The sequence below is a fragment of the Thalassovita taeanensis genome, assembly GCF_900110775.1.
Classification (GTDB): domain Bacteria; phylum Pseudomonadota; class Alphaproteobacteria; order Rhodobacterales; family Rhodobacteraceae; genus Litorimicrobium; species Litorimicrobium taeanense.
Genome location: NZ_FOEP01000009.1, coordinates 91,937 through 117,374, shown reverse-complemented (window position 1 = coordinate 117,374; position 25,438 = coordinate 91,937). Strand labels below are relative to the sequence as shown.

At 61.2% G+C, this 25,438-nt stretch carries 28 protein-coding genes; 14 read left to right on the top strand and 14 right to left on the bottom strand.

Annotated features, from left to right (window positions below):
• Window positions 1-134: 134 nt before the first annotated feature.
• The 4 genes from pth to BSF79_RS13145 form a co-directional block, all read right to left on the bottom strand.
• Window positions 135-896, bottom strand: a complete 762-nt coding sequence (gene pth, locus BSF79_RS13160) for an aminoacyl-tRNA hydrolase (RefSeq protein ID WP_090270281.1) — start codon at window positions 894-896, stop codon at window positions 135-137.
• 129 nt (window positions 897-1,025) lie between these two features.
• Window positions 1,026-1,658 (bottom strand): 50S ribosomal protein L25/general stress protein Ctc, encoded by a 633-nt coding sequence (locus BSF79_RS13155; RefSeq protein ID WP_090270280.1) that lies wholly within the window; start codon window positions 1,656-1,658, stop codon window positions 1,026-1,028.
• A 137-nt stretch (window positions 1,659-1,795) separates the two neighbouring features.
• Window positions 1,796-2,452, bottom strand: coding sequence for a hypothetical protein (locus BSF79_RS13150; protein WP_090270279.1), 657 nt, complete (start codon window positions 2,450-2,452; stop codon window positions 1,796-1,798).
• Between the two features lie 139 nt (window positions 2,453-2,591).
• Window positions 2,592-3,755 (bottom strand): alpha-hydroxy acid oxidase, encoded by a 1,164-nt coding sequence (locus BSF79_RS13145; protein WP_090270278.1) that lies wholly within the window; start codon window positions 3,753-3,755, stop codon window positions 2,592-2,594.
• A 256-nt stretch (window positions 3,756-4,011) separates the two neighbouring features.
• Here BSF79_RS13145 and BSF79_RS13140 point away from each other — a divergent pair, with 256 nt between their 5' ends.
• Complete coding sequence (locus BSF79_RS13140) at window positions 4,012-4,803, top strand: ZIP family metal transporter (protein WP_245776407.1); 792 nt, start codon at window positions 4,012-4,014, stop codon at window positions 4,801-4,803.
• Between the two features lie 218 nt (window positions 4,804-5,021).
• On the opposite strand, the gene trpA is transcribed toward BSF79_RS13140, so the two are convergent.
• Window positions 5,022-5,813 (bottom strand): tryptophan synthase subunit alpha, encoded by a 792-nt coding sequence (gene trpA, locus BSF79_RS13135; RefSeq protein WP_090270277.1) that lies wholly within the window; start codon window positions 5,811-5,813, stop codon window positions 5,022-5,024.
• 311 nt (window positions 5,814-6,124) lie between these two features.
• Between trpA and ychF the strand changes: the two genes are divergently transcribed.
• Window positions 6,125-7,222 carry a redox-regulated ATPase YchF gene (ychF, locus tag BSF79_RS13130; RefSeq protein WP_090270276.1) on the top strand — a complete coding sequence of 366 codons (1,098 nt, stop codon included), beginning with the start codon at window positions 6,125-6,127 and terminating at the stop codon, window positions 7,220-7,222.
• Between the two features lie 211 nt (window positions 7,223-7,433).
• Entirely contained in the window at window positions 7,434-7,622 is a 189-nt protein-coding gene (locus BSF79_RS13125; protein WP_090270275.1) for a hypothetical protein, read from the top strand.
• 177 nt (window positions 7,623-7,799) lie between these two features.
• On the opposite strand, the gene BSF79_RS13120 is transcribed toward BSF79_RS13125, so the two are convergent.
• Complete coding sequence (locus BSF79_RS13120; protein ID WP_217650073.1) at window positions 7,800-8,480, bottom strand: YjbF family lipoprotein; 681 nt, start codon at window positions 8,478-8,480, stop codon at window positions 7,800-7,802.
• A complete protein-coding gene (locus BSF79_RS13115) occupies window positions 8,477-10,585 on the bottom strand; it encodes a YjbH domain-containing protein (protein WP_090270273.1) in 2,109 nt (702 codons plus the stop codon). Before BSF79_RS13115 ends, BSF79_RS13120 begins: the two co-directional genes overlap by 4 nt.
• A gap of 329 nt (window positions 10,586-10,914) precedes the next feature.
• Between BSF79_RS13115 and BSF79_RS13110 the strand changes: the two genes are divergently transcribed.
• From BSF79_RS13110 to BSF79_RS13100, 3 genes are all read left to right on the top strand, one after another.
• On the top strand, window positions 10,915-11,748 hold the full coding sequence (locus BSF79_RS13110; protein WP_090270272.1) for a thymidylate synthase: 834 nt from the start codon (window positions 10,915-10,917) through the stop codon (window positions 11,746-11,748).
• Window positions 11,749-11,750: 2 nt separating this feature from the next.
• The gene (locus BSF79_RS13105; RefSeq protein WP_090270271.1) at window positions 11,751-12,236 is read left to right on the top strand and encodes a dihydrofolate reductase; all 486 of its coding nucleotides are present in this window, start codon (window positions 11,751-11,753) and stop codon (window positions 12,234-12,236) included.
• A 265-nt stretch (window positions 12,237-12,501) separates the two neighbouring features.
• On the top strand, window positions 12,502-12,759 hold the full coding sequence (locus BSF79_RS13100) for a hypothetical protein (protein WP_245776406.1): 258 nt from the start codon (window positions 12,502-12,504) through the stop codon (window positions 12,757-12,759).
• Between the two features lie 85 nt (window positions 12,760-12,844).
• Here the strand turns inward: BSF79_RS13100 and BSF79_RS13095 are convergent, their stop codons facing one another.
• A complete protein-coding gene (locus tag BSF79_RS13095) occupies window positions 12,845-13,051 on the bottom strand; it encodes a cold-shock protein (RefSeq protein WP_090270270.1) in 207 nt (68 codons plus the stop codon).
• Between the two features lie 220 nt (window positions 13,052-13,271).
• Between BSF79_RS13095 and BSF79_RS13090 the strand changes: the two genes are divergently transcribed.
• Together BSF79_RS13090 and BSF79_RS13085 are read left to right on the top strand one after the other, a co-directional pair.
• Window positions 13,272-13,604, top strand: a complete 333-nt coding sequence (locus tag BSF79_RS13090; protein WP_090270269.1) for an arsenate reductase family protein — start codon at window positions 13,272-13,274, stop codon at window positions 13,602-13,604.
• Window positions 13,605-13,628: 24 nt separating this feature from the next.
• On the top strand, window positions 13,629-13,997 hold the full coding sequence (locus tag BSF79_RS13085) for a hypothetical protein (protein ID WP_090270268.1): 369 nt from the start codon (window positions 13,629-13,631) through the stop codon (window positions 13,995-13,997).
• On the opposite strand, the gene BSF79_RS13080 is transcribed toward BSF79_RS13085, so the two are convergent.
• From BSF79_RS13080 to thrS, 5 genes are all read right to left on the bottom strand, one after another.
• On the bottom strand, window positions 13,954-14,529 hold the full coding sequence (locus BSF79_RS13080; protein ID WP_090270267.1) for a DoxX family protein: 576 nt from the start codon (window positions 14,527-14,529) through the stop codon (window positions 13,954-13,956). The genes BSF79_RS13085 and BSF79_RS13080 overlap by 44 nt on opposite strands.
• Entirely contained in the window at window positions 14,526-15,263 is a 738-nt protein-coding gene (locus BSF79_RS13075) for an HvfC/BufC N-terminal domain-containing protein (protein ID WP_090270266.1), read from the bottom strand. Before BSF79_RS13075 ends, BSF79_RS13080 begins: the two co-directional genes overlap by 4 nt.
• Before the next feature lie 136 nt (window positions 15,264-15,399).
• Window positions 15,400-16,269: an MNIO family bufferin maturase gene (bufB, locus tag BSF79_RS13070; protein ID WP_090270265.1), complete on the bottom strand. Its 870-nt coding sequence runs from the start codon at window positions 16,267-16,269 to the stop codon at window positions 15,400-15,402.
• Between the two features lie 63 nt (window positions 16,270-16,332).
• Window positions 16,333-16,641, bottom strand: a complete 309-nt coding sequence (locus BSF79_RS13065) for a BufA1 family periplasmic bufferin-type metallophore (protein ID WP_090270264.1) — start codon at window positions 16,639-16,641, stop codon at window positions 16,333-16,335.
• Window positions 16,642-16,844: 203 nt separating this feature from the next.
• Window positions 16,845-18,791, bottom strand: a complete 1,947-nt coding sequence (gene thrS, locus BSF79_RS13060; RefSeq protein WP_090270263.1) for a threonine--tRNA ligase — start codon at window positions 18,789-18,791, stop codon at window positions 16,845-16,847.
• 178 nt (window positions 18,792-18,969) lie between these two features.
• Between thrS and BSF79_RS13055 the strand changes: the two genes are divergently transcribed.
• The 5 genes from BSF79_RS13055 to BSF79_RS13035 all read left to right on the top strand — a co-directional run bounded on the left by BSF79_RS13055 (window position 18,970) and on the right by BSF79_RS13035 (window position 22,165).
• Window positions 18,970-19,740, top strand: a complete 771-nt coding sequence (locus BSF79_RS13055) for an alpha/beta hydrolase (protein WP_245776405.1) — start codon at window positions 18,970-18,972, stop codon at window positions 19,738-19,740.
• The gene (locus BSF79_RS13050) at window positions 19,737-20,711 is read left to right on the top strand and encodes an alpha/beta hydrolase (RefSeq protein ID WP_245776404.1); all 975 of its coding nucleotides are present in this window, start codon (window positions 19,737-19,739) and stop codon (window positions 20,709-20,711) included. Before BSF79_RS13055 ends, BSF79_RS13050 begins: the two co-directional genes overlap by 4 nt.
• Window positions 20,711-21,142, top strand: a complete 432-nt coding sequence (locus BSF79_RS13045; protein WP_090270262.1) for a VOC family protein — start codon at window positions 20,711-20,713, stop codon at window positions 21,140-21,142. The genes BSF79_RS13050 and BSF79_RS13045 overlap by 1 nt, the downstream gene beginning before the upstream one ends.
• Before the next feature lie 76 nt (window positions 21,143-21,218).
• Window positions 21,219-21,932: an alpha/beta fold hydrolase gene (locus BSF79_RS13040; protein WP_090270261.1), complete on the top strand. Its 714-nt coding sequence runs from the start codon at window positions 21,219-21,221 to the stop codon at window positions 21,930-21,932.
• Complete coding sequence (locus BSF79_RS13035; RefSeq protein ID WP_090270260.1) at window positions 21,929-22,165, top strand: hypothetical protein; 237 nt, start codon at window positions 21,929-21,931, stop codon at window positions 22,163-22,165. The genes BSF79_RS13040 and BSF79_RS13035 overlap by 4 nt, the downstream gene beginning before the upstream one ends.
• 66 nt (window positions 22,166-22,231) lie before the next feature.
• On the opposite strand, the gene phaZ is transcribed toward BSF79_RS13035, so the two are convergent.
• Window positions 22,232-23,503: a polyhydroxyalkanoate depolymerase gene (gene phaZ / locus BSF79_RS13030; protein ID WP_090270310.1), complete on the bottom strand. Its 1,272-nt coding sequence runs from the start codon at window positions 23,501-23,503 to the stop codon at window positions 22,232-22,234.
• A 122-nt stretch (window positions 23,504-23,625) separates the two neighbouring features.
• Between phaZ and phaC the strand changes: the two genes are divergently transcribed.
• A complete protein-coding gene (phaC, locus tag BSF79_RS13025; RefSeq protein ID WP_090270259.1) occupies window positions 23,626-25,422 on the top strand; it encodes a class I poly(R)-hydroxyalkanoic acid synthase in 1,797 nt (598 codons plus the stop codon).
• Window positions 25,423-25,438: the final 16 nt, after the last annotated feature.

The window sequence follows — 25,438 nt, the reverse complement described above, 5'->3', positions numbered from 1 at the left end:
GCGCCTACCGTTACCCTAGCCGCCTTGCGCGCAAATCCACACGACCCAGATCAAATTCCGGCCCTCAAGCCAAAGCTGTAACTTTGGGGCCACGCTGCCGCGTTCCGCCGTGTCTTGCGGCACCGCGCGCAGGCTTAACGAAATTTATCCATCAGGCGTTGCAGGGGCGTGGCGTTGGGCGTCTTCGCTGTCTGATCCGCCTTCGGGGCAGGGGGCGTTGTCGCGGCAGGGGCAGGGCGCGCCTGCGCCGTGTCGTCCGCAGCCGCTTTGTCGCTGCCTTTGCCCTTGGCGCCGCTCGGCCCACCGGGGCGTGGCCCGGCATTGCGCGGCGGGGCCACGCGCTGCGCCACCGCATTCAGAAACCGCGGCCCGTCGCCCTCGGCCAGCGCCGCCGCCCCGTCGCTGATCCCGCGCATCATATCGTCCAGCCAGCCTTCCTCGGCCTTGGCAAAGTCCGACAGCACATATCCCGCCACCCGGTCCTTGTGCCCCGGATGCCCGATGCCCAGCCGCACCCGGCCATACGCCTCGCCAATATGCTGATGGATCGAGCGCAGCCCATTGTGCCCCGCATGGCCGCCGCCCTGTTTCAACCGGCACTTGCCGGGGGCCAGATCCAGCTCGTCATGAAACACCGTCACGTCGCCCGGCTCCAGTTTGTAAAACCGCATCGCCTCGCCCACGGCCTGCCCGCTGAGGTTCATGAATGTCTCGGGCTTCAGCAGAACCACGCGTTCGCGCCCCAGCTTCCCCTCGCTGACCTGCCCCTGAAACTTGGCCCGCCACGGCGCAAAGCCATGATCCGCCGCAATCCGGTCCAGCGCCATAAAGCCGATGTTGTGCCGGTTGCCCGCGTATTTCCCGCCAGGATTGCCCAGCCCCACAAAAAGCAGCATCCCGCCCCCCGTTTCCTTGCCTGAGCGCAGACTAAGCCGCCCCGCCCGCCGATACAATCACCCCCCGAAACGACAAAGCGCGACCCCAAGGGGCCGCGCCAGTCACTGTCCCGTAAGGGAATACATCGCTCAGTCTTCGCTGGCTTCTTCTTCTTCAGTGGCTTCCGCCTCTTCGTCGTCCGCAGCCCGCAGGCTCGACGGCGCCGAGATGTTGGCAATCACGAAGTCGCGGTCGATGGTCGCTTTGGCACCGGCCGGCAGCGTCACGTCGGAAATGGTGACAACGTCGCCAACTTCCAGACCGGTCAGGTCCACGGTGATGTGATCGGGAATATCGCCCGCAGTCACTTTCAGCTCGACCTCAGGGCGCATAATCGTCAGAACGCCGCCCTTTTTCAGACCGGGGCAGGCTTCTTCGTTGTCAAAATTGACGTGAATGAACAGGTCAATCTTGGTGGTCCGGCGCAGGCGCATCAGGTCCAGATGGGTCGGCAGGTCTTTGACAACATCGCGCTGCACATCACGGCAGATCACGCGCACATCTTCCTGGCCGTCAACCTTCAGGTTGAACAGGGTCGACTTGAAGCGACCGGCTTTCAGACGCTTCAGCAGCGCGTTGAACGGAATGTTGATCGGCAGCGGATCGACATCGCCGCCAAAAACGATACCAGGTACCATGCCGTCCCGACGAGCCTGACGAGCGGCGCCCTTGCCTGTCCCCGTACGGACTTCGGCGTGAAGATCAGGAATTGCTCCAGCCATAATAATTCTCCAAAGTTAGGGCGGGTATCCTCCAAGGCTGTATACCCGCGTGAAGTCGCGCGTATAGACGACCCTCACCCATTTGAAAAGGCCCATCAGCGGCTTTTTCAACTGTCTGCGGCCATAAAATAAGGCCTTCAGCCGGTTTTCCCGACCTTCGCCACATCATCCTCCAGCGCGCTGTGCAAATGCCCGCCCGCCGCGATGATCCGTTCATACAGCGCAAACTCGCCAGCCCGCGCCGCGCGCAGCTGCGCCTCCATGGCCGGGCTCAACACCGCGTCGGCCGGAGGCGAGACATTTTTCGGTTTGGTCACCACCTCGCGCCCCAGCCGCGCCTCCAGGAACTGCCGGAACACCACGGGTCGCTCATAGGCAAACAGATGCTCCACCCGCAGCGCCCCATTGCCCGAGCTGACAAAGGTCAACTGGCTGCCGACCTTGGCAAATTCCGGCGAGCGATCCGCAATCACAGCCGCCACGAAGTCATCGAAGCTCATCCCCACAAGCGCGCTCTGCTTGCCCCGCGCCGAGGGGCGCAACCGATACCGATACCAGCTCTTCAACTGCTCCACCGGATGCCGGATCACCGCCGCCCGCTCGGGCTCCAGCCCGTGCGCCTCTTTCAGATAGGGGGCAAAATGCCGGTCATATTTGCGCACAGTCATGTGTTTCAGCGCGGCTTTGCCGGAAAAAACAATATCCGCCTTCGACCGCAGCGCCAGATGCAAGGCGGTGGTCCCGGTCTTGGGCACCGCAAACAGAACCAGATTGGCATCGGCAAAAACCAGCATCACGCACCTCGAAAGTTTCGGCCACAGTGACGCCCGCCCGCGCCATTGTCAAAACCCCACGGCGTCAGATCCGCGCGCATGCGCATTTCCAAAATATCCCCGCCGGAGGCCTCAGACGAGGCCCCGCACCCGCGCTCGCTTACTGCCAGCGCCCTTCAAACCCTTCCGGGATCAGCAGAACATCACGCCCCAGCTCGTCAATCGTCCGCCGTCCGCACAGCGCCATCGAGGTGTCCATTTCCTTGTGTAAAATCTCCAGCGCCGTGGTCACACCGCGTTCCCCCATCGCGCCCAGACCATACACAAAGGCCCGCCCGATGAATGTGCCCTTGGCCCCCATCGCAACCGCTTTCAGAATGTCCTGACCGGACCGGATCCCGCTGTCCAGATGCACCTCGATCTGATCGCCCACCGCGTCCAGAATCGCGGGCAGGGCGCGGATCGAACTGATCGCCCCATCCAATTGCCGCCCGCCATGGTTGCTGACCACAATCGCGTCCGCCCCCACTTTCAGCGCCATCTTCGCATCCTCGGCGTCCAGAATCCCCTTCAGGATCACCTTGCCGCCCCATTTTTCCTTGATCTTGGCAATCTTGCCCCAGTCCAGGGTCGGGTCAAACTGCTCTCCGGTCCACGCCATCAAGCTTGACGGATCGGTGATCCCCTTCACGTGGCCGACGATATTGCCAAAGCTGCGCCGCTTGGTGCCCAGCATCTCCAGCCCCCAGCCCCACTTGGTCGCCAGATTGGCCAAGGTTTTTGGCGTCAGCTTGGGCGGGGCCGACAGGCCGTTCTTCAGGTCCTTGTGTCGCTGCCCAAGGATTTGCAGGTCCAGCGTGATCACCAGCGCCGAACATTTCGCCGCCCGCGCCCGCTCGATCAGTCGGTTGACGTAATCCTCGTCCTTCATCGTATAGAGCTGAAACCAGAACGGACGTTCGGTGTTCTCGGCCACATCCTCGATCGAACAGATTGACATGGTCGACAGGGTGAAGGGCACGCCAAACTTCTCGGCTGCCCGCGCGGCCTTGATCTCGCCGTCCGCGCTTTGCATCCCCGTCAGCCCCACCGGTGCCAAGGCCACCGGCATCGCGACGTCCTCGCCGATCATCTGCGTCTTGGTCGACCGGCCCGACATATCCACCGCCACCCGCTGGCGCAGCCGGATCTGGTCGAAATCACTGGTGTTCTCGCGAAACGTCTGCTCGGTCCAGCTGCCACTCTCCGCATAGTCGTAAAACATCCGCGGCACGCGGCGCTCATAGATGCGTTTAAGATCATCAATACAGGTGATTACGGGCATGATATGGCCTTTGGCGGAGATTGGTTAGGTTTTGTTACCAATGCACGCAAATCGACGCAATGAATTTCTGTAAATGCCGCCACCCCACCCGCGACGCCGCCCCTCGCAAGATTTCGCATTCTTAGATTGCGAATGATTTGCAAAAACATCTATGCTGGCCTATACAGATCCAAATGCCCCAACTCCGGGCGCAACCCGAGGCCGTAGATATGACCCGTTTTCAGAATACCCCCATCGTAACAAAGGCAGGTGCCGCATGAGCTTTGTCGACATGAGCCCGGTGATGATGGGCTTCCTCGGTGGCATGATCGCGGCCCTGGCCACCACAGTCGGCGCCATTCCAGTGCTGATCGGCAAACAGGCCAGCCAACGCACCACCGACACCATGCTTGGCTTTGCCGCCGGGGTGATGCTCTCGGCCTCCTACTTCTCGCTGATCCTGCCTGGGATTGCCGTGGCCGAAACCATCTATGGCTCTCTGGTCATCGCGGCGCTGATCGCCGGGGCAGGGATCGCCCTGGGCGCGGGTTTTGTCGCCTTCCTCAACGCGCGTGTTCCGCACGAGCATTTCCAGACCGGCCCCGAAGGCGGTGCCGCCAATGTCCACATGGCGCGGATCTGGTTGTTCGTGCTGGCCATCACCATCCACAACTTCCCTGAGGGCCTGTCCATCGGCGTGGCCTTCGGCGGCGGTGATCAATCCAACGGCCTGTCGGTCATGACCGGGATCTCGCTTCAGGACATCCCCGAAGGGCTGGCGGTTGCGGCCGCTCTGGCCGGGCAGGGCTATGGCCGCTGGAAATCCTTCTTCGTGGCCATGCTGACCGGGCTGGTTGAGCCGATCGGCGGCCTGCTCGGCGCCGCGACCGTCGCAATTTCCGAGGTCGCTCTGCCATGGGGCCTGACCTTCGCCGCCGGCGCCATGCTCTATATCATCAGCCACGAGATCCTGCCCGAAACCCACCGCAACGGCCACCAGAACCGCGCCACGGCGGGCCTGATCTTCGGTCTGATCCTGATGATGGTCCTGGATGTGACGCTTGGGTGATCGGGGCTAAACCGGGCTGATCCATCGGTGCGCCTGCGGCGCGCAGGATCAGCCCTTCGGGCAGTGTGGGGGCGTTGCCCCCGCCGCCCGTTCCGGGCGCCTCCCCCAGAGTGGATGGGTCAGAAAGAAGCTTCCCTTGGTTTCTTTCTGATCCAAATACTCACATGCGGGTCGTTTTTTTTTGGGGGGGGGACGCGGTGTTTGAAGCTTTGGGCATCTTAGGTCCGATGTGCCCCGTCGGCCAGACCTTTGACAAAGGCCAGGACCTCGGCCACGGGCTTGCCTGCGGCAATCTCGTCGACAATGGCCGAGCCGACCACGCAGCCATCCGCGACGCTGGCGATGCTTTGCGCGGCGTCGGGCGTGCGGATGCCGAAGCCCACAATCACCGGCAGATCGGTCTTGGCCTTGATCCGCGCCACTTCCGGTGCCACATCGCCCGCCTCGGCCGCAGCCGACCCGGTGATCCCGGTGATCGAGACATAGTAGACAAAGCCGCTGGTGTTCTGCAGCACCTTCGGCAGGCGCTTGTCATCGGTTGTCGGTGTCGCCAGTCGGATAAAGTTCAACCCCGCCTTCTGCGCGGGGATGCACAGCTCTTCATCTTCTTCGGGGGGCAGGTCAACGACGATCAAGCCGTCAATTCCCGCGGCCTTGGCATCGACCAGAAACTTCTCGACGCCGCGATTATAGATCGGGTTGTAATATCCCATCATCACGATCGGCGTGATGTTGTCGGTCTTGCGAAACTCTGTCGCCATATCCAGCGTCTTTTGCAGGGTTTGCCCAGCCTCAAGCGCCCGCTGTCCGGCCAGCTGAATGGTCGGACCATCCGCCATCGGGTCGGTGAACGGCAGGCCCATTTCGATGATATCCACGCCCGCGCCCGGCAATCCCTTCAGAACGTCCAGCGAAGTCGCATAATCCGGGTCGCCCGCCATCACATAGGCCACAAAGGCTTTCCGGCCCTCAGCGTTCAGGGCGGCAAATTTGGCGTCGATACGAGTCATCGGGTCGTCCTTTATTGTCAGTCATCCTGATGTGCCGCAAAAGGCCGGGGAACTCAATCCTCACCGGTATCGTTGCTTGCGCTTTCCGTCGGCCCACGCCGCAAAACCCTTCAAAACTGTTGCCCTGCCGCGCGCCGGGGAAACGTTTGCCGCGCCGCGTCGTGGCATTTGTCCGGTGCACGCCCGGTGCACAGGGGGTGCACATATTTCATACCCTGCTTTGCGCCTTTGGCAGCAGGGTTAACGCCGCCGCCCTTGCTATGCGCCGCCCCCCGCATTAAGAGCAGCGCGATGGATAAAGGAGGCCGGTGATGGGCTTTAAAATGGGTATTGTCGGGCTGCCGAACGTGGGCAAGTCCACGCTGTTCAACGCGCTGACCAAAACCGCCGCCGCACAGGCCGCCAACTTTCCCTTCTGTACGATCGAACCCAACGTGGGCGAGGTGGCTGTGCCCGATGCCCGGCTGGATAAGCTGGCGGCCATCGCAGGCTCGAAACAGATCATCCCCACCCGGATGACGTTTGTCGATATCGCGGGTCTGGTCAAAGGCGCGTCCAAGGGCGAAGGTCTGGGCAACCAGTTCCTTGCCAATATCCGCGAATGCGATGCCATCGCGCACGTGCTGCGCTGCTTTGACGATGGCGACGTGACCCATGTCGAAGGCCGCGTTGACCCGGTCGAGGATGCCGACACCATTGAAACCGAGCTGATGCTGGCTGACATCGAAAGCATCGAAAAGCGGCTTCAGGGTCTTCAGCGCAAGATCAAGGGCAACGACAAAGAGGCTCAGCAGCAGGACCGCCTGCTGCGCGAGGCCCTGGCCGTGCTGGAACAAGGCCAGCCCGCGCGCGTCGTCAAGGTCGATGAGGATGACGTTAAGGCATGGAAAATGCTGCAACTTCTGACGACAAAGCCGGTGCTATATGTCTGTAACGTTGGCGAGGCTGAGGCCGCAGGCGGTAATGCGCATTCAGCAAAAGTGGCCGAAATGGCCGCCGCGCAGGGCAACTCCCACGTGATCATTTCCGCCCAGATCGAGGAAGAAATTTCGCAGCTCGACGCCGACGAGGCCGAGATGTTCCTGACCGAAATGGGGCTGGACGAGGCCGGTCTGGACCGGCTGATCCGCGCCGGATACGAGCTGCTGCATTTGGAAACCTACTTCACCGTCGGCCCGAAAGAGGCCCGCGCCTGGACCATTCGTCAAGGCACCTCGGCCCCGCAGGCCGCAGGCGTCATTCACGGCGATTTCGAGCGCGGTTTCATCCGGGCCGAAACCATCGCCTTTGACGATTTCGTGGCATTCGGCGGCGAAGCCGGGGCGAAAGAGGCGGGCAAGATGCGCTCTGAAGGGAAAACTTATATCGTCAAAGATGGCGATGTAATGCACTTTTTATTCAACACCTAAGGCTGTTCGCAAGCTGTGAACTGATCAATAATAAGCCGAGAATCCGCGCATATGTTGCTTTTTTGGAGCAGTTTGCGGACATTTCGGCGGAAAATTGAGCATTTCCGCGGGTCGGGCTTTGGTTGCGGTTTTAATTCATCGGCGCATATGCGAGAAGAAAACAGACGCGGAACGCCCCGAGTCATTTGATTCTAGAACCTGGAGAGACATTATGAAAAAGTTTTCGCTCGCCGCAGCCGCCGTTCTGGCACTTGCATCCGCTGTTCCTGCCGTTGCTGACACCAAAGTTTCGGACGATCCCTTCGTTTCGACACAGGGTCTGCTGACCGGTGGCGCAGGCCTCGGCCTCGGCGTTGCAGCCGTTGCCGTCATCGCTATTGCAGCAAGCGGCGATTCCTAAGACCTTCCCCGTTACGGGATCTTAGCGACGAATTCGGAAGGCGCGATCATTTTGGTCGCGCCTTTTCTGTTGCGCCTTCACGGCGAAGACAAGCGGTCGCCGGAGACTGTTCTGGAAACGGAAAGCGCCCCCCAAGATATGGAGGGCGCGTTTAACTTTCTCAATATAAACAGCGTGTTAGTTGCGCAGTATGCTGATCTGAGCGGAGCCGCCAATCGGGCTGAGCCACTGTGTCGAACTCAGAACCATACCTGCATTGCTGACAAGATACCGGTTGGTGAACGACCGGACAGGAGAGGTGCAGGCTTCGGTGACGATCCGTGTCTGCGCGTGGATTTCCCCGGCACTGTAGCCTTCAGAGCCCCCGACGCTGACCTTGCAATCAAAGACCAGTTCGCGGGTGATGTTCTCGCCATCCAGATACCGCATGACCCGCTGGGCCGCCCCGGCCCGGCGCTGCGTGATCAGGTTCAGCGACCCGGATACGGACGAGGACATCAGATCGTTCCCCAACCCCCGCGTCGCAGTCACAACACCCTGCCGCATCACGATCGACTGACGTTGGGCGGTTGCAAAAGTCCGGTAAGGGCCATTCCGCTCAATCTCAACGACAAAGGCGGCACTTTTGTGCTCTCCCAGTTCAACCAGAGCCAGCGGCTTGGGGGTGGACTTGAGCACAGTTCCGACATTGGTCTGAACGCTGGGCGGCGCCTTTTTGTTTTTCCCCGAGAAATCAGGCAGCGTCGACAGAAAAACCTTTTTCATGTCCGCACTGCCAGTGTCGTTTCCGCACCCAGCCAGCACAAGACCCATCGCGACGACGCAGATCGGCAGCTTGAGCAAAGAGGTCAGTTTCATCGCCACACGCGTCCCCATTCTTTTGCCAACTCTGGGCTGTGATAGTCGCGCACCCGCTCGTACAAGCGGTCCCGCACGTTCACCCGCGCACCGCCATCTCGTGTAAGAGACTGGATATTAACTGTATTTGACTTGCGTGACGCTGATCCAATGGCCCACCCGATCGGGATGGTGACGCGGATGCCCTTGTCAAAGGAACCTTCGCCAAAATCATCGAATTCAACGTTGGTAAACGTCGCATAGGCCCCGACGCGCCACCCGTTGGAGAATTCGCGGTCCAGCGTCATGGTGGCACCGACGTCCCCTGCAAGATAGCGGCCCACATCCAACTGGCCGTGGAAGCCATAACCCATATCGTAGTAGGCCGAGACATGCCCGGTGAATGTGTCGTAATCGCGCAGACCAAACTGCTGATCGAAATCACGCTGTTTGACATAGTTCAGCTCGGCGCCCAAAGCTAGGCGGCTATCGACTGGCTTCCAAAGGATCTCGCCAGAGACACCGGCGTACATGCTTTCCAGATAGCCCACGGTCAGGCGGCTATACAGGTTCTGCCCCGGTCGACCGAATGCGCTGAGCGTAAGGTGCTCGATCGCGGGGTCGCCCTCTTTGCTGTATTGGGCATAGTCCGTCCGAACACGCGGCAGCGACGATGGGATCGGGCGGATCACACTGTCGAGGTTGCCGGTCAGCTTCTTGGCAATTGCACCGGACAGAACCCAGTTCGGCGCCAGATTATAGTCGGCCTGAAGGCGCATGCCGAAATCGGCGCGCACGGGATTGTCGGGGTCAAACACGCTGAGCGCCAGATAGGGGCTGAACGACCAGTTCAGCGCCGGATAAAGCCCTTGTTCGGCCTTGGGGGCTAGGCCGTAGGCGTCGCGCACCTCAGTCCGGGCCAGCAGCTCTGATGCGGCAGAATTTTCAAGGTTTTCCAGATCGCTGCGGCTAAAGCTTACTGCGGACATGGCCATACCGTTGACAATCGGCACAATGGTGAAGGTCTCGATCGATCCCGGCAGGATACGGGTCATCGCTCGCGCCGCACGCCCAAGCGCCTGCGGCTCTTCGCCATACCGCCGGTTGCGCAGGCGAAGCGTGGCCGTGGTTGCGGTCAGGGTCATGCCTTCATAAATCAGGTCTTCGCCCTTCAGCGCGTCTTTCATCCGGGTGTGCAGGTTCTGCACGGCAATATCATCGGTTTGCCACCCCAGATCGCGAAGATCCGCGGCGCTGCGCCGGGCCACTGGCAGCGGCGCACTCTCATTCCCGCCGGGAACGCTAGCGATTTTGGGGTTGGTATGGAATGTGATCTGCGCCCCGACCTCCGAACCATAGAGCGAATACAGCGACAGTTGTGTGCCGTTGCGCAGCGTATAATCAATGCCGAAGTTCCACGGCGATTTGCGATCAATAATACCGCTTGCGACCTCTTCGGTATAAGCGTCCGAAGAATATTCCAGCTTCACTGCCAGTTGCTTGGTTGGGGTCCAGGTCAGGCCACCAAAGGCGGCAACATCGCCCCGAAACCAGCGGTCATAGGTCGGAACGCCGCCTTGACCGATCAGCTCGGTCGGGCGCGTCCCGGTGGACCCGAACGAGCCATAGCTGCCCAGCCGTCCCCAGCCCAGGCCGCCGGTCAGCCGCAACTTGGGCAGGATCGCTTTGCTGGCTACGATATACTCGCCGCCATACAGCCCCGTGCCGATGAAGTCTTGCAGGCCGATCGCCACAGCGGGTCTGTTGCCCGTCTCGGTCAGGATCTGATACCGGAGGTCGAAGCTGCGGTCGTAGTAGCTGCTTTTGGTGTACCCAGGTACCGCTAGGTCCTGAATCGCAGAGTAGCGAAAGCTGCCTGTCAGACGCGGCAGAAGCTGGAAAGTCAGCGTCGTGCGCGTCGTTCCGGCAAAGTGTGACAGCGTTGTGGACAGGGTCGCATCAGGGGCCATTTCTGCCGTCGGCATGTCGATCAGGCTCGGGGTGCCATACAATCCGAACTGCGGCAAAGACTGCGGCACCGCCGCGCTTGGAATCAGCGCGCAGAGCGTAAGCCCGACGGTTCCGGCTCTTCTGCGGGCTTGGTCGGATGTTCTGAATGCGCCCATGCTGAAAATGCCCGTGAATGTTGAATATATTGACTTATCGATAAGGGAAATATCTGGGCTTGTCCACGATACACACCCCATGCGCGAAGGATGGCGTTCAGAGGCGTGATTTTTTCCACACAGGCCAGTTCTTGCCGTTTCTTCGTCTCAATACCGCGGCGGATCGGCGTCCGGCTGACCCGCATGCATAGGCCCATTGGTGGAAATGTGGAGGAGGGTCGAGGCAGGTTCCCCGGAATTCACCTGCGGCCGCCAGAACACGCCTTGGCGTTGTGCCACAACCGGTTTAAGTCTAGCGGACAAACGGAAATGGTTCGGCGGAGGGCGAAGTGCAGCAATATCACCAGGCACTTAAGACAATTCTTGAGGATGGAGAGCGCTCTAGCGACAGGACCGGGACGGGCACGATTGCGTGCTTCGGCATGCAAACTCGATACCGCATGGCAGACGGTTTTCCCTTGGTTACAACCAAAAAGCTGCACCTTCGGTCGATCCTGCACGAGCTGCTGTGGTTTTTGTCCGGCGACACGAATATTCGCTATTTGAAGGAAAACGGAGTTTCGATCTGGGATGAGTGGGCCGATGAAAATGGCGATCTCGGCCCGGTCTATGGGCATCAGTGGCGGCGATTTCCGGCCCTCAAGGCCACTGACCAACGGCTTGGCGATAAGCCGCTCTTTCTGGCGCGTAGCGTGGATCAAATTGCCGAACTGATCGAGAATATTCGCACCAACCCCGACAGCCGCCGGTTGATTGTGTCAGCGTGGAACCCCGGTGATGTGCCTGACATGGCGTTGCCGCCGTGCCATACGCTGTGGCAGGTCAGGGTTTTGAACGGAAAGTTGCATTTGCAGCTCTATCAGCGCTCGGCGGATATGTTCTTGGGGGTGCCGTTCAATATCGCCTCCTATGCGCTGCTGCTTTTGATGCTGGCGCATGTAACCGGCTATGAACCCGGCGATTTTGTCCACACCATTGGCGACGCGCACATCTATTCCAACCACATGGAGCAGGTGCAAAAGCAACTTGCACGGACGCCCAAGCCACTGCCGACGTTGCGTTTCAAGCGGGATGTCCGGTCGATTTTCGACTTCACCTATGATGACTTCGAGGTGCTGGGATACGACCCGGACCCGGCCATCCCTGCACCTGTGGCGGTTTGATCATGATTTCCCTGATCGTCGCACGCGCGTTGGATGGCGCGATTGGAAAAGACAACACGATCCCCTGGAAAGCCCCGGAAGACTTGGCTTTTTTCCAACGAGAGACATTGGGCGGCGCCGTCATCATGGGGCGGCATACTTGGGAAAGCCTGCCGTTCAAGCCCTTGAAAGGGCGTTTGAATATTGTGGTATCATCACAAAACAGCAGTGCCGAGGCCACGTTGCGCGATGTCCAATCCGCGATCGACTTTGCATATGCGCAGGGATATCGCCGCATCTATGGTATGGGCGGGTTCGGGATATACAAAGAGCTGCTTCCCAAGGCGGATCGGCTTTTGATTACCGAGGTCGACATCAAGGTCGAAGGGGCTGACACCTTCTTTCCCGATGTGCCAGAAGCCGACTGGCGCCGTATCGGCACATCGCCTTTGCGCGACGCCGACCCCCGCTGCGTTTTGCATGAATATCTCCGGCGTGTGGTCGATTGAGTGTTGTTCTCGCCAACGGTCGCGCGGCCTGTGTTATCGGCGGCAGCGGCCTTGTCTGAGGTGCCTGAATGCCGATCCCGTGCATCTGGCAATAATTCTGGCGCATCATCTCGGGGAAATTAGAAACTCAGCATTTTCGAACATTATCCTTTGACTCGCGGCTGCCGTAATTTACCCTGCGGATATCCAAAAAATTTACTTACAGTCCAGCATGTTCCAGGGGGTCCCCATGAAAAATTTTCACAAGTTCTCAATGCTTTGTCTGATGACGCTGTTACCCGCAGCACCCGCGGTGGCGATGGATGCCAAGATCTATCCCTATGCCAGCAACGTCAACTACTGCCCGGCAGGGTTGCAGCCTGTCCAGATTGATGGTGTCATCTCCTGCGGCACGCCCAATCAGTTGATCAGCTATCAGGCGATCATGGCGCATCCGGTGTCGCGCAAGCGCAGTGCATACCGTCGGGCCAAAGCCTCGCGGATGGTGTGCCCGGTGGGGCAAAAGGGCTGCTACATGCAGTAACATCTTTTGGTGACGGGTACAGGTTATGCCCCGTCACCATTTTCTTCTGTATCAGGGGGAAGGGGCGCAGCGGCCCCCGGTGCTGTCACAAAAGTTTGAGATCAGACGCCATTTCACGCCCGTCGCGCCCTTCCTGAAGGTCGTAACCAACTTTCTGATTGTCGGCCAGCCCGGTCAGCCCCGAGCGCTCTACAGCGGAAATATGCACAAACACATCCTTGCCGCCGGTATCGGGTGCAATGAACCCGTAACCTTTTGTTGTATTGAACCATTTCACGGTGCCGGTGGGCATGTCCGTGTCTCCTTTTTTACCGTTCTTCCCCCCGGGAAATGCGGGGGCCATGTCACGCGGGGCTGTCATGCTCCGGCGTCTGGTTAAGGAGTTCGGAGGGGATGAAGGCCCGGGTAATAGCAAAGATGATTGCATGGGTTTTGTAAAAATCAAGCAAAACAAAGGTGATTTCCCGGGGCCTGCCCGTTAAAGAGGCGGATGCAAATGGACGAGGCACGCAATGAATATTTATGGGCTAAAAAACTGCGATACCTGCCGCAAGGCGCTGAAATTATTAGAAGGAGCGGTGCTTATCGACATTCGCAGCACACCGATGCCTGATGATTTGCGAGCGCGGGCGATGGCGGAATTCGGCGACGACTTGCTTAATACGCGATCAACCACATGGCGCGGATTGGACGCGGCCGCGCGTGCGCGGCCAATGGCAGAGCTGCTTGCCGAGTACCCCGCGCTGATGAAGCGGCCATTGATTGAGGATGCGAAGGGGCGGCTGTATCTGGGTTGGAGCAAGGATATGCAGGGGCGCCTTGGCAGCACCGGCCCGACCGCCTAAATAGGTCCAAACGGAGGGTAAATAATGCGCAATGCGGCTTTGATGCTGGGGGTGATCGGCGGGATCATCGGAATGATCGTCGGTTTTTTCAGCTACGGCTATACTGAGGTGATTGACCGCTATGGCGAGATCGAGGGCTTGGCCCAACAGGTGCGCAATGTTGATCTGATCCGGGGGGCCAGTTTTCTGGCGCCGCTGCTGGCGATTGCCGGCGGGGCGATGGCACGCGTGCGGGCGCTTTGGGGCGGCGGGCTGATGCTGCTTTCGGCGGCGGGGATGTTTTTCGCCTTCGGGTTCAACGTGTTCACCATGTTCCCGATCGGGTTCTGTGGCCTGGGCGGATTGCTGGCTATTGCGGCTGGGCAACCGGACGAGCCGAAAGCACATTTCTAAGCAGGCGGTCCAGCGACAGCGGCCCGGCGCCTTTGAGCACCAGAATGATCAGCAGGATCATCCACAGGGCGCGCTGATCCAGGATCAGCCCGTCCGGCACCCGGTCAAACCAGCGGCCCAGCGTTTGGACATGGGCGATGCCACCATGACCGAACAGGTCGGTTAGCGATTGCACGGTGACAAAGCCGATCATGCCAAGCGCTGCGAGGCGGGTCAGCAGACCCAGCACGATCAGGGCAGGCAGCAGGAACTCGGCCCATGTGCCCGCGAGGGCCACGGCCCAGTGGAACAGCGACAATTGATCGGTGTCGTAAGACGCGGCCTCGAACGCGCGGGGGAAGATTTGCCCATATGCGCCGACCGAGGGGCGAAAAAGCCCTAGCAGGCCATCGCCCAATTTGGTGCTGGCTGAGGACCAGAAATACCCAAGTAAAACAGCGGCAAAGGCAAAGCGGGCCAAGCTGGACAGGAGCCAGTCCGAGCGTCCAAGCCGATCGGTGACGGCATCGTAGGATGTGATGAGACGGGTCATGTGGGGACCTCGGTTGTCAGTGATATGATTGCATTTTGCGCCAGAAGCATGGTCAGCGCGGCGGTCAGGTCGAAATCTGCGTCGGTCCGCAGGGCGATGTCGATCGCGCTGTCCAGCGCCGTATTCGCCAGCAGGGCGGTAATGAAATCGGCAGTGGCGGGCGAGATTATCTGTGCCTGCGGGTCAAATCCCGGGCGGGTGATCAGGACGGTTTCGGGCCGCACAGGCGGCTGTGGGGCATCGTCTGAAAGGGCGCGGGCGCGGATGGAAAAAATGGGCCAGTCGGAACGGACGAGTTGGGTGGCGGGGGCGAGGGGGAGGTGGGTCTGGTTGGGCAGTGTGGCAGGGTCGATGGGCGTGGCGTCGGCGGCGTGGTAGGCGCCGCGCAGCGCGTATTCCAGTCGCGCAACATCGGGCAGATAGCCCAGATGTGCCAGCGGTTCGACCCCGGCAAGGAAGGTAGGGAAATCGGCGCCATAAAGCATCATCAGCGGCGAGGTTGGTGGGTGCGCGCGCAGATAAGTCCCTGAAATTATGCTGAAATTATCGGCGCCCAGCAGGCGGGCGATGGCGGGAAAACCGGCCTCCAACGCTTCGGTCAAAGAGACTGCAACGTTGTTTCGGTACACGGCGAAGCGCTTTGGGGCGGGGCGACCAGCGCCATCGGTCAGGCCCGCAGGCACCGCAACCGAGGCGTCGAGAAGGGCCGCGCGGAAGATGGATTGAGAGGTCATTGGGGCAAATCCTGCGATGCACGCGGCATGCACACCACATGCACATTCGATGCATATGCGGTTTTGGCATCGGCGGGCGCGGAAGGCGTGGGCGCCGGGGCGGCTGCACCTGCGAGGGGGGACGCGAGGGGGGCTGTCATTCGGCCGCACCGGGCAGGCACATCGCGGGCACATCCCGCGCGTAGGCCAGAGCGAATGCGGCGCGGGTGGCCTCGGCGGCGAGGGTGGGCCAATCGGGCACGTCGGTGTCCCATTCGATCAAGGTGGGGCGCGGGCCAGAGCGGGCAAGGGTATAGTCGAGCAGCGCCCAGACCGGATCGACGATGGCAGCGCCGTGGCTGTCGATCAAAAGCGGCGCGCCGTGGTCGTCTTCATCCTCGTCATGGCCGCCAAGATGGATTTCGCCAACCTGTGCCAGCGCGAAGGCGTCGATATAGTCGCGCGGATCATATCCGAGGTTGGTGGCCGAGACGAAGACGTTGTTGACGTCAAGCAGCAGTCCGCAGCCGGTGCGGCGGGCCACTTCGGTCAGGAAGTCGGGTTCGTCATAGGTCGAGGCGGCGAAGGCGAGATAGCTGGAAGGGTTTTCCAGCAGCATCTGACGGTTCAGCGTGGTCTGAACCTGATCAATATGGTCGCAGATCCGGGTCAGGGTGGCGGCGGTATAGGGCAATGGCAGCAGGTCATTGAGAAAGGCACTGTCGTGGCTGGACCAGGCGAGATGCTCGGAAAAGCTGGCGGGGGCGATCCAGTCGCACAGATGGCGCAGGCGGGACAGGTGATCGGTGTCGAGCGGGGCTTCGCCGCCGATGGACAGGCCGACACCGTGCACGGAAATGGCGAAGCGTTCAGACAGGTGGCGCAGCTGCGCCAGCGGGCGGCCACCCGCGCCCATGTAATTCTCGGCGTGGATTTCCAGCCATTCGACCGGCACGGGATTGGCCAGGATGTCGCTGTAGTGTTGTGGCTTGTAGCCGACACCGGGCGCGCAGGGCAGGGGGATCATGTGAATGCTCCGACAAGGAATAGAAAAGGGCGGGAGGTAACCCCCCGCCCAATGCAGTGGGCCTTAGCCCTCCATTGGCAGGTCGCGGTCGAGCGCTTCCATCGAGCCGTGGCGCATCATGCCATCCTTGCCGGCGGGCAGCTCCATAGTCATGCAGGTGCCAGCGTCAACCAGTTTGAAGGCATTGCCCTGATAGTCGACTTTGGAGGTCCCGGCGCAGGTCGTGCCGGGGCCGGCGGCGCAGTCGTTCTCGCCGGCCAGCGAAACGCCATAGCATTTTTCCTGCCCGGCGGCCTGAGCGGCGGTTGTGTGAGCGGCGAGAGCGGCGGCAACGGCACCGGCGACGGCGAGGGTTTTGATGGTATTGGACATGTAATTCTTCCCTTTTCGATGTGAAACTCAGGTCACCATGTGGCGACAGGGAAAAGGTAGAGGCAGGGCGCTGTCACGGGCCACTCACGAGGCTGTGTGTCACGGACGCGTCAGATGCTGTGAGTGATTTGGGCGAATCCACCCACAATATTACGGCCCGCGGCGGGGTTTCCGTCGCGGGCCGTGAAATTTTCTGTCGTTTGTTACAGAAGGTCGGGCGGTGTCGCCTCGTGCGCCAGTTGTGTCACGATCTCGTCCAGAGTGGCGGTTTTGGTTTGCTTTTCGCCAAGGCGGCGCACGGTAACGGTGTTTTCTTCCACCTCGCGCAGGCCGCAGGCCAGAATGACCGGGACTTTGCCGACAGAGTGCTCGCGCACCTTGTAGTTGATTTTCTCGTTGCGCAGGTCGGCCTCGGCGTGGATGCCTTTGGCGCGCAGGGCGGCGACGACCTGATGACAGTAGTCATCGGCGTCCGAGACGATCGAGGCGACGACGACCTGACGCGGCGCCAGCCAGAACGGCAGCTTGCCGGCGTGGCTTTCGATCAGGATGCCGATGAAGCGTTCGAAGCTGCCAAGGGTGGCGCGGTGCAGCATCACGGGGCGGTGTTTCGCGCCGTCTGCCCCGATGTAGTTCGCATCCAGCCGTTCGGGCAGGACGAAATCCACCTGATGGGTGCCGCATTGCCAGTCACGCCCGATGGCATCGGTCAGCACGAATTCAAGTTTCGGGCCATAGAAGGCGCCTTCGCCCGGGTTGAGTTCGGGTTCGATCCCGGCGGCGCGGGTGGCGGTCAGAAGTGCCGCTTCGGCTTTGTCCCAAACCTCGTCCGAGCCGGCGCGCGTGTCGGGGCGGTCGGAGAATTTGACGCGGAAGTTTTCGAACCCGAGGTCTTTGTAGATCTTGCTGAGGAAGTCGATGTAGACGGCGGTTTCGCTTTCGATCTGATCCTCGCGGCAGAAGATGTGGCCATCGTCCTGTGTGAAGCCGCGCACCCGCATGATGCCATGCAGCGCGCCCGAGGGCTCGTAGCGGTTGCACGAGCCGAATTCGGCCATGCGCAACGGCAGGTCGCGATAGGATTTCAGGCCCTGATTGAAGATCTGCACGTGGCAGGGGCAGTTCATCGGTTTCAGCGCGTTGACGGTTTTCTCGCGGGCGTGTTCTTCGTCCACTTCGACGATGAACATGTGTTCCTGGTATTTCTCCCAGTGGCCCGAGGCTTCCCACAGGCGGCGATCAACGACCTGGGGGGTGTTGACCTCGACATAGCCGCCGTTGTTTTGCTGGCGGCGCATATAGTCCTGAAGGGTGGTGTAGATGCGCCAACCGTTGGGGTGCCAGAAGATCTGACCGGGGGCCTCTTCCTGCATGTGGAACAGGTCCATCTCGCGGCCCAGCTTGCGGTGGTCGCGTTTGGCGGCTTCCTCAAGCATGTTGAGGTGGGCCTTGAGGTCATTGCGGTTCTTGAAGGCGACGCCGTAGATGCGTTGCAGCATCGGGCGGGAGCTGTCGCCAAGCCAATAAGCGCCGGCGACGTGCATCAGTTTGAACGCGTCCGCAGGCACCTGACCGGTGGATTGCAGGTGCGGGCCACGGCACAGATCCTGCCAGTCGCCGTGCCAGTACATCCGCAGGTCTTGATCCTCGGGGATGCGGTCGATCAGTTCGAGCTTATAGGGCTCGCCGGTGTCGCGGTAATGCTCAATGGCGCGGGCGCGGTCCCAGACTTCGGTTTTCACCGGCTCGCGGGCGTTGATGATCTCTTTCATCCGCGCCTCGATCCGGCCGAGGTCTTCGGGGGTGAAGGGTTCTTCGCGGTCGAAGTCGTAGAACCAGCCATAGTCGCGCACCGGGCCGATGGTGACTTTGACGTCGGGCCAGATGTCCTGCACGGCGCGGGCCATGATGTGGGCCAGATCGTGGCGGATCAGCTCCAGGGCTGCGGCGTCATCGGCCATGGTGTTGATGGCGATCGAGGCATCCGACGTGATCGGCCATTGCAGATCCCAATGCGCCCCGTCGAGGGTGGCGCTGATGGCTTTTTTCGCCAGAGAAGTGGAGATGTCTGCGGCCACGGCGGCAGCGGTAACGCCAGCCTCGAAGCTGCGTGCATTGCCATCGGGGAAAGTGAGGGTGACTTGTGCCATTTGTGGCCTCCTCGTCAGTTTGGCGCCCACGGAACGCCCGGTTGCGGGTTTATGATTCGGGCCCTTTTTGGTCCGCTCCGCAGGTCAAGTCAAGCGCAGGGCGCGGCAGCTTGGGGGCTTTCGCGCGCGACGGGCTTGGGGCAAGATCGGTGTGAACACAAATCAGGGAGAGAGCAGGATGAGCATGCCGGAGTATCTGGAGACGCCGCAGGGGCGGCGGATCGCCTTTCACCGTGTGGCGGGCACGGGGCAGGGCACGGGGCCGGGTGTGGTGTTTCTTGGCGGGTTCAAATCCGACATGGGCGGCACCAAAGCGGTGTTCCTTGATGATTGGGCGCGCCGGACCGGGCGGGCGTTCCTGCGGTTTGATTATTCCGGGCATGGTGAAAGCTCGGGCGCGTTCGAGGATGGCGCGATTGGCGATTGGGCCGAGGATGCGGCGGCGGCCATTGGCGCGCTGACCGAGGGGCCGCAGGTCTTGGTCGGCTCGTCGATGGGGGGGTGGATGTCACTGCTGATGTGCAAGCGGCTGGTGGGCAAGGTGGCCGGGTTGGTGACCATCGCCGCCGCGCCGGATTTTACCGAGGACAGCATGTGGGCCGCGTTCGATGAAGGCCAGCGCAAGGCGCTGCTGGAGGACGGGCAGGTGGCGCTGCCGTCGGAATATGGCGATCCCTATGTGATCACCCGGCGGCTGATCGAGGAAGGGCGCACTCAGCTGGTGTTGCGCGATCCGTTGGTTTTGCCGTTTCCGGTGCGGTGCTTGCAGGGCACGGCGGACGAGGACGTGGATATGTCGGTGGCGCTGCGGCTGCTGGATCATGCGCAGGGGCCGGACATGCGGCTGACGCTGGTGAAGGGCGCGGATCACCGGTTTTCGGATGACGCCTGTTTGGCGCTGATCGAGACGACACTTGAAGAGGTGCTGTCGCAGATCGGGGCGGTATGATGCGGGTCGTGCGGTGGATTTTCGGCGCGTTGGTGGTTTCGGTGGCCGGGCTGTGGCTGTTTGGGCCTTACGAGCCGGTGGACCTGTCACCGCGTTTCGATGCGGCGGCGCTGGGCAATGATCCTGCGGGCTATCTTGTGCGGGCCGAGGCCGGGGTTGCGGATCTGCGGGCCGGGGCGGCCAAGCGGGTTGTCTGGGCCGTGGCCGAGGGGGTGAAAACGCCGCTGGCGGTGGTCTATCTGCATGGGTTTTCAGCCAGCGCCGAGGAGATCCGCCCGGTGCCGGACAGGGTGGCGCAGGCGCTGGGGGCCAATCTGGTCTACGCCCGGTTCGCCGGGCATGGGCGCAGCGGTGCCGACGCGATGGCGGAGGGATCGGTTGCGGCGTGGATGCGCGACACCTCTGAAGCGCTGGCGGTGGCGCGCGCGGTGGGGGAACGGGTGCTGATCATCGGCACCTCGACCGGGGCGACGCTGGCGGCAGTGGCGGCGACCCAGCCGGATTTGATGCAGGACGTGGTGGGGATGGCGCTGATCTCGCCCAACTTCGGAGTGAACCATGCGGTGGCGCCGTTGCTGACGTTCCCGGCCGCGCGCCATTGGTTGCCGATGATCATGGGGCACCGCCGGGCGTTCGCGCCGCGCAGCGCGGCGCAGGCGGCGCATTGGACGACGGAATACCCTTCGGTGGCGGTGTTTCCGATGGCGGCGCTGGCGGGGTATGCGGCGGGGGCTGACTATGGCGCGGTGACGGTGCCCGCGTTGTTCTATTTCTCGGATGCGGATCAGGTTGTGCAGCCCGCGCAGACGCGGGCCGTGATGGCGCGCTGGGGCGGGCCGGTCAGTGTGGCGCAGCCAGAGCTGGGCGCGGGGGACGATCCGTTGGCGCACGTGATTGCCGGGGCGATCATGTCGCCGGGCAACACTGCGGCGGCGGTGGCGGCGATTTCGGTATGGCAAAGGGGATTATAATGGAACAACGCGTTAGTCTGATCACGCTTGGGGTCGAGGATATGGACCGCGCGGCGGCGTTTTACGAGGCGCTGGGGTGGGGCCGGGTTGAGGCTCAGGAAGGGATCGTGGTGTTCGATCTGATCGGGCAGGCGCTGGCGCTGTATCCGCGCGCGGATCTGGCGCGTGATATGGGGCTGGAGCCATCTGAGCTGGGCACCGGGGGGGCCACATTGGCAAACAATGTGCGCACCAAGGCCGAGGTTTCCGAGGTGGTCGAGCAGGCCCGCGCCGCCGGTGCGCGGGTTCTGAAAGAGCCGCATGACGTATTTTGGGGTGGGCATATCGCCTATTTCGCGGATCTTGACGGCCATGTCTGGGAGGTGGCGCACAACCCGTTTTCGCCGCTGTCCCCCGAGGGCGCATTCCGCTGGAGCGGTTACGCCGAATAGGGCGTTGACTTGATCCGGCGCGGGGCGGAGTGTGACGCAAAGGCCCGGATTTCAGGGCGCGACAGGAGCAGGCGCGATGCAGGAGCCTTTGGTTCTTTTACCCGGGATGATGTGCGACGCGCGGCTGTATGCGCCGCAGCTGGCGGATCTGACCCGCGATACCGCAGTGATGGTCGCCCCGATCACGCAGGGCGAGCGGATCGAGGACATCGCCTTGGAACTGCTGACGCAATTGCCCGCGAAATTCGCGCTGGCGGGGCTGTCGATGGGCGGGATCGTCGCGATGGAGCTGTTGCGGCGCGCGCCCGAGAGAATCACCCGGATCGCGCTGATGGATACCAACCCGTTGGCGGAAACACCGCAGAGTGCTGCGGGATATGAGCCGCTGATCAGTGGTGCGCGGGCCGGGCGGCTGGATGAGGTCATGCGGCAGATGATCCGGCCGGAATATCTGGCGCCGGGGCCTGCGCGGATCGCGGCGCAGAACTGTATTGCCGAGATGGCGCGCGGGCTGGGGCCTGAGGTGTTCGTGCGGCAGGCGCGTGCTTTGCAGCGGCGGCGCGATCAGCAGGCGACGCTGCGTAAGTGCAAATGCCCGGCGCTGGTTCTGTGCGGCGAGCTGGATGGGCTGACCCCGGTGAAACGCCATACCTTCATGGCCGAGCTGATCCCCTATGCCGAGTTGCAGATCATTCCGGACGCGGGGCACCTGCCGGTGCTGGAGCAGCCCGAGGCGGTGAATGCGGCGTTGCGGGCGTGGATGGCGCAGCCGGTGGTGCAGCGCGGATGAGCAAGGGGCTGTCAGAACGCGAAAAGCTGAAGCGGCAGTTGGCCCGTGCGCAGATCTGGAGCCGCAGGCACATTCCTCCGGGGCTCCGGCTGGTGGTCGGGCTGTTGCTGATGCTGGGCGGGGTGTTCGGGTTTCTGCCGGTGATCGGGTTCTGGATGCTGCCGCTGGGGGTGGCGGTGGCCGCGCTGGATGTGGTGCCCTTGTGGCGCGCGATCCGAGACAAGCTGAAATAGAATAGCGCATAAAAAAACGGCGCGGTGGTGGGCACCGCGCCGTTCCCCTCCGCTGCGCTGAACAGGTCAGGCAGCGGCGTTCTTGTTCGCAGGCGTGGCGTTTGCCTTGCCACTGTTGGCGTGGATGAAATCCAGCACCAGCGGCCGGATGTTGTTACGCCAGCTTTTGCCCGCGAAGATACCGTAATGACCCGCGCCTGGCTCGACATGGCTGGCTTTTTTGCTGTCGGGCAGGCCGGTGCACAAATTCAAGGCCGCGATACACTGACCGGGGGCCGAGATATCGTCATTGGCGCCTTCGACGGTCTTCACCGCGACGGTTGTGATCTTGCCGATATCAACGTGTTTACCTTTGATGGTGAACTCGTTCTTGGCGATCTCGCATTTCTTGAAGATCCGGTCGACGGTCGTCAGATAAAATTCAGCCGTCATATCCATCACCGACAGGTATTCATCATAGAATCGGTTGTGGGCATCGTGATCCGACGCTTCGCCTTTGGCGACGCGACCGATCTGATCGGTAAAGGCCTGGCTGTGGCGGTCAGCGTTCATCGAGATGAACGAGGCCAGCTGAAGCAGGCCGGGATAAACCTGACGTCCGACGCCTTTGTATTTGAAGCCGACGCGCTGGATCATGGTTTTTTCGAGCTGCCCCATGGTGACGCGGTTGCCGAAATCGGTCACGTCGGTCGGGGTGGCGTCTGGGTCGATCGGGCCACCGATCAGGGTCAGGCTGCGCGGTTGAGCCTTGGGGTCTTCCTGCGCGAGATAGGCGGTGGCGGCCAGTGTCAGCGGCGCCGGTTGGCACACGGCGATCACATGGGTGTCGGGGCCAAGGTGACGCATGAAATCGACAAGATACAGCGTGTAATCTTCGATATCGAACTTGCCCTCAGACACCGCAATGTCACGCGCGTTATGCCAATCTGTAACATAGAGTTCACAATCGGGCAGTAGGCTGACAACTGTGGAACGTAGCAGCGTAGCATAATGGCCCGACATCGGCGCGACGAGCAGCACCTTGCGGGGCATTTTCTTACGGCCGCTGACATTGAAATGGATCAGGTCGCCGAAGGCGCCATCGACGACGGTTTCGACGTTGACCAGATGATCTCTGCCATCCTCGCAGGTGACTGTGCGGATGCCCCAGTCAGGCTTGACCACCATGCGCTGAAATGTGCGCTCGGTCACTTCGCCCCATGCAGCCATCCATTGCAAAGCAGGGTTTGGCACCATGCTGAAAAGCGGATAGGATGCCAGGGAGAGGGCGGAGGCACCCAACCATTGGTTCGTATTACGGAATGTTTCCATAAAGTCGTAGGTGGCCATGTTACGCATGAGCGTCTCCTTGTGTTCGGGCGGCTCGGTGCAAAGATTCCGCGTGGTCAATTTGTACCTGCAGCGCCACGATAGCAGATAATAATGCTGCATGGCAGCAAGAAAAGGGGGGAATAATAAATATGACAACCAAAGAGGACGTGGTGGGCGAAAGTATGGAACGCCTGAATGCCAATCTTGCGCGGGTCGAAGAGCTCTCGCAACGCCTGATTGCCGCAATGTCGGGGCGCAAAAACGCGCCCAACCCGACGCTGAATGGCCCCGATCAGGAAATGTTTGCCAAGGCGGCTTCGTCCTATTGGAACGAGATGGTGCACAACCCGGCGCGGATATTCGAGACGCAGCTGGAGTTTTGGGGCAAATCCGTCAAACATTTCATTGAAGCGCAGCAGGTTCTGGCGCAGGGCAAATTGCAGGCCCCCGCCGACACCACGCCCGATGACCGCCGGTTTGCCAACCCATTGTGGCGCACCAATCCCTATTTCAACTATATCAAGCAGCAGTATCTGTTGAACGCCGAGGCGATCGAGAAATCCGTGGCCGAGCTGGGCGACATGGCGCCCAAGGAAAAGCGCCAGTTGGAATACTTCTCGAAGCAGATTGTCGATATGCTGGCGCCAACGAATTTTCTGGGCACCAACCCTGATGCGTTGGAAATGGCGCTGAAGACCGATGGCGAATCACTGGTGCGCGGGTTGGAAAACCTTGTGGCGGATGTTGAGGCCAACAATGGCGAAATGCTGGTGCGGCTGGCCGACAGCAACGCGTTCCGGCTGGGCGAGAACATTGCCGCGACGCCCGGGCAGGTGGTTTATCGCAACCGGATGCTGGAGCTGATCCAATACGCGCCGACAACCGACGAGGTCCACGCGACCCCGCTGATCATCTTTCCGCCGTGGATCAACAAATTCTACATCATGGACCTGAAGGCGCAGAACAGTCTGATCAAGTGGATCACGGACCAGGGGTTCACTCTGTTTGTGGTCAGCTGGGTCAACCCCGATGCCAGCTATCGCGATGTCGGGCTGGAAGACTATATCGAGGATGGGTACTTGGCGGCGATCCGCGAGGTCAAGGCGATCACCGGGCAGGCGCAGGTCAATGCGGTCGGATACTGCATTGCGGGGACGACGCTGAGCATGGTCTTGGCGCTGCTCAAGCACCGCGGCGACACCTCGGTCAAATCCGCCACGTTTTTCACCACGCTGACCGATTTCAGCGAGCAGGGAGAGTTCACGCCCTTCCTGCAGGATGATTTCATCGACGGGATCGAAAAAGAGGTCGAAGAGAACGGGGTTCTGCGGTCGTTCATCATGGCGCGCACCTTTTCGTTTCTGCGCTCGAACGACCTTATCTATGGCCCGGCGATCAAGAGCTATATGATGGGCGAGGCGCCGCCCGCCTTTGATCTGCTGTACTGGAATGGGGATGGCACCAACCTGCCGGCCAAAATGGCGGTGCAGTATCTGCGCTTGCTGTGCCAGAAGAACCAGTTTGCCGATGCCGGGATCGAGCTGTTGAACGATCGGCTGCATATCAGCGATGTCGATGTCCCGGTGTGCTTCATCGCCTGCGAGACCGACCATATCGCGGCGTGGACGGACAGTTACCGTGGGGCGCAGCAATTCGGGTCGAAGAACAAGACCTTCATCCTGTCGGAATCCGGCCATGTTGCGGGGGTGATAAACCCACCAACGAAACAGAAGTACGGGCACTATACCAACACGGATCTGACGCTTGATGCCGCTGCCTGGAAGGCGCAGGCGAAGCATCACGCGGGGTCGTGGTGGCCACGCTGGGGGGCGTGGTTGGTGAAGCGGTCCGGCAAGAAAGTTGCCGCTAGGGAACCGGGCGATTCGCACCACCCACCGTTGTGCGCGGCGCCGGGGACCTATGTTAGCTCTGTTGCAAGTCTCTGAGAAACTTAGAGAATAA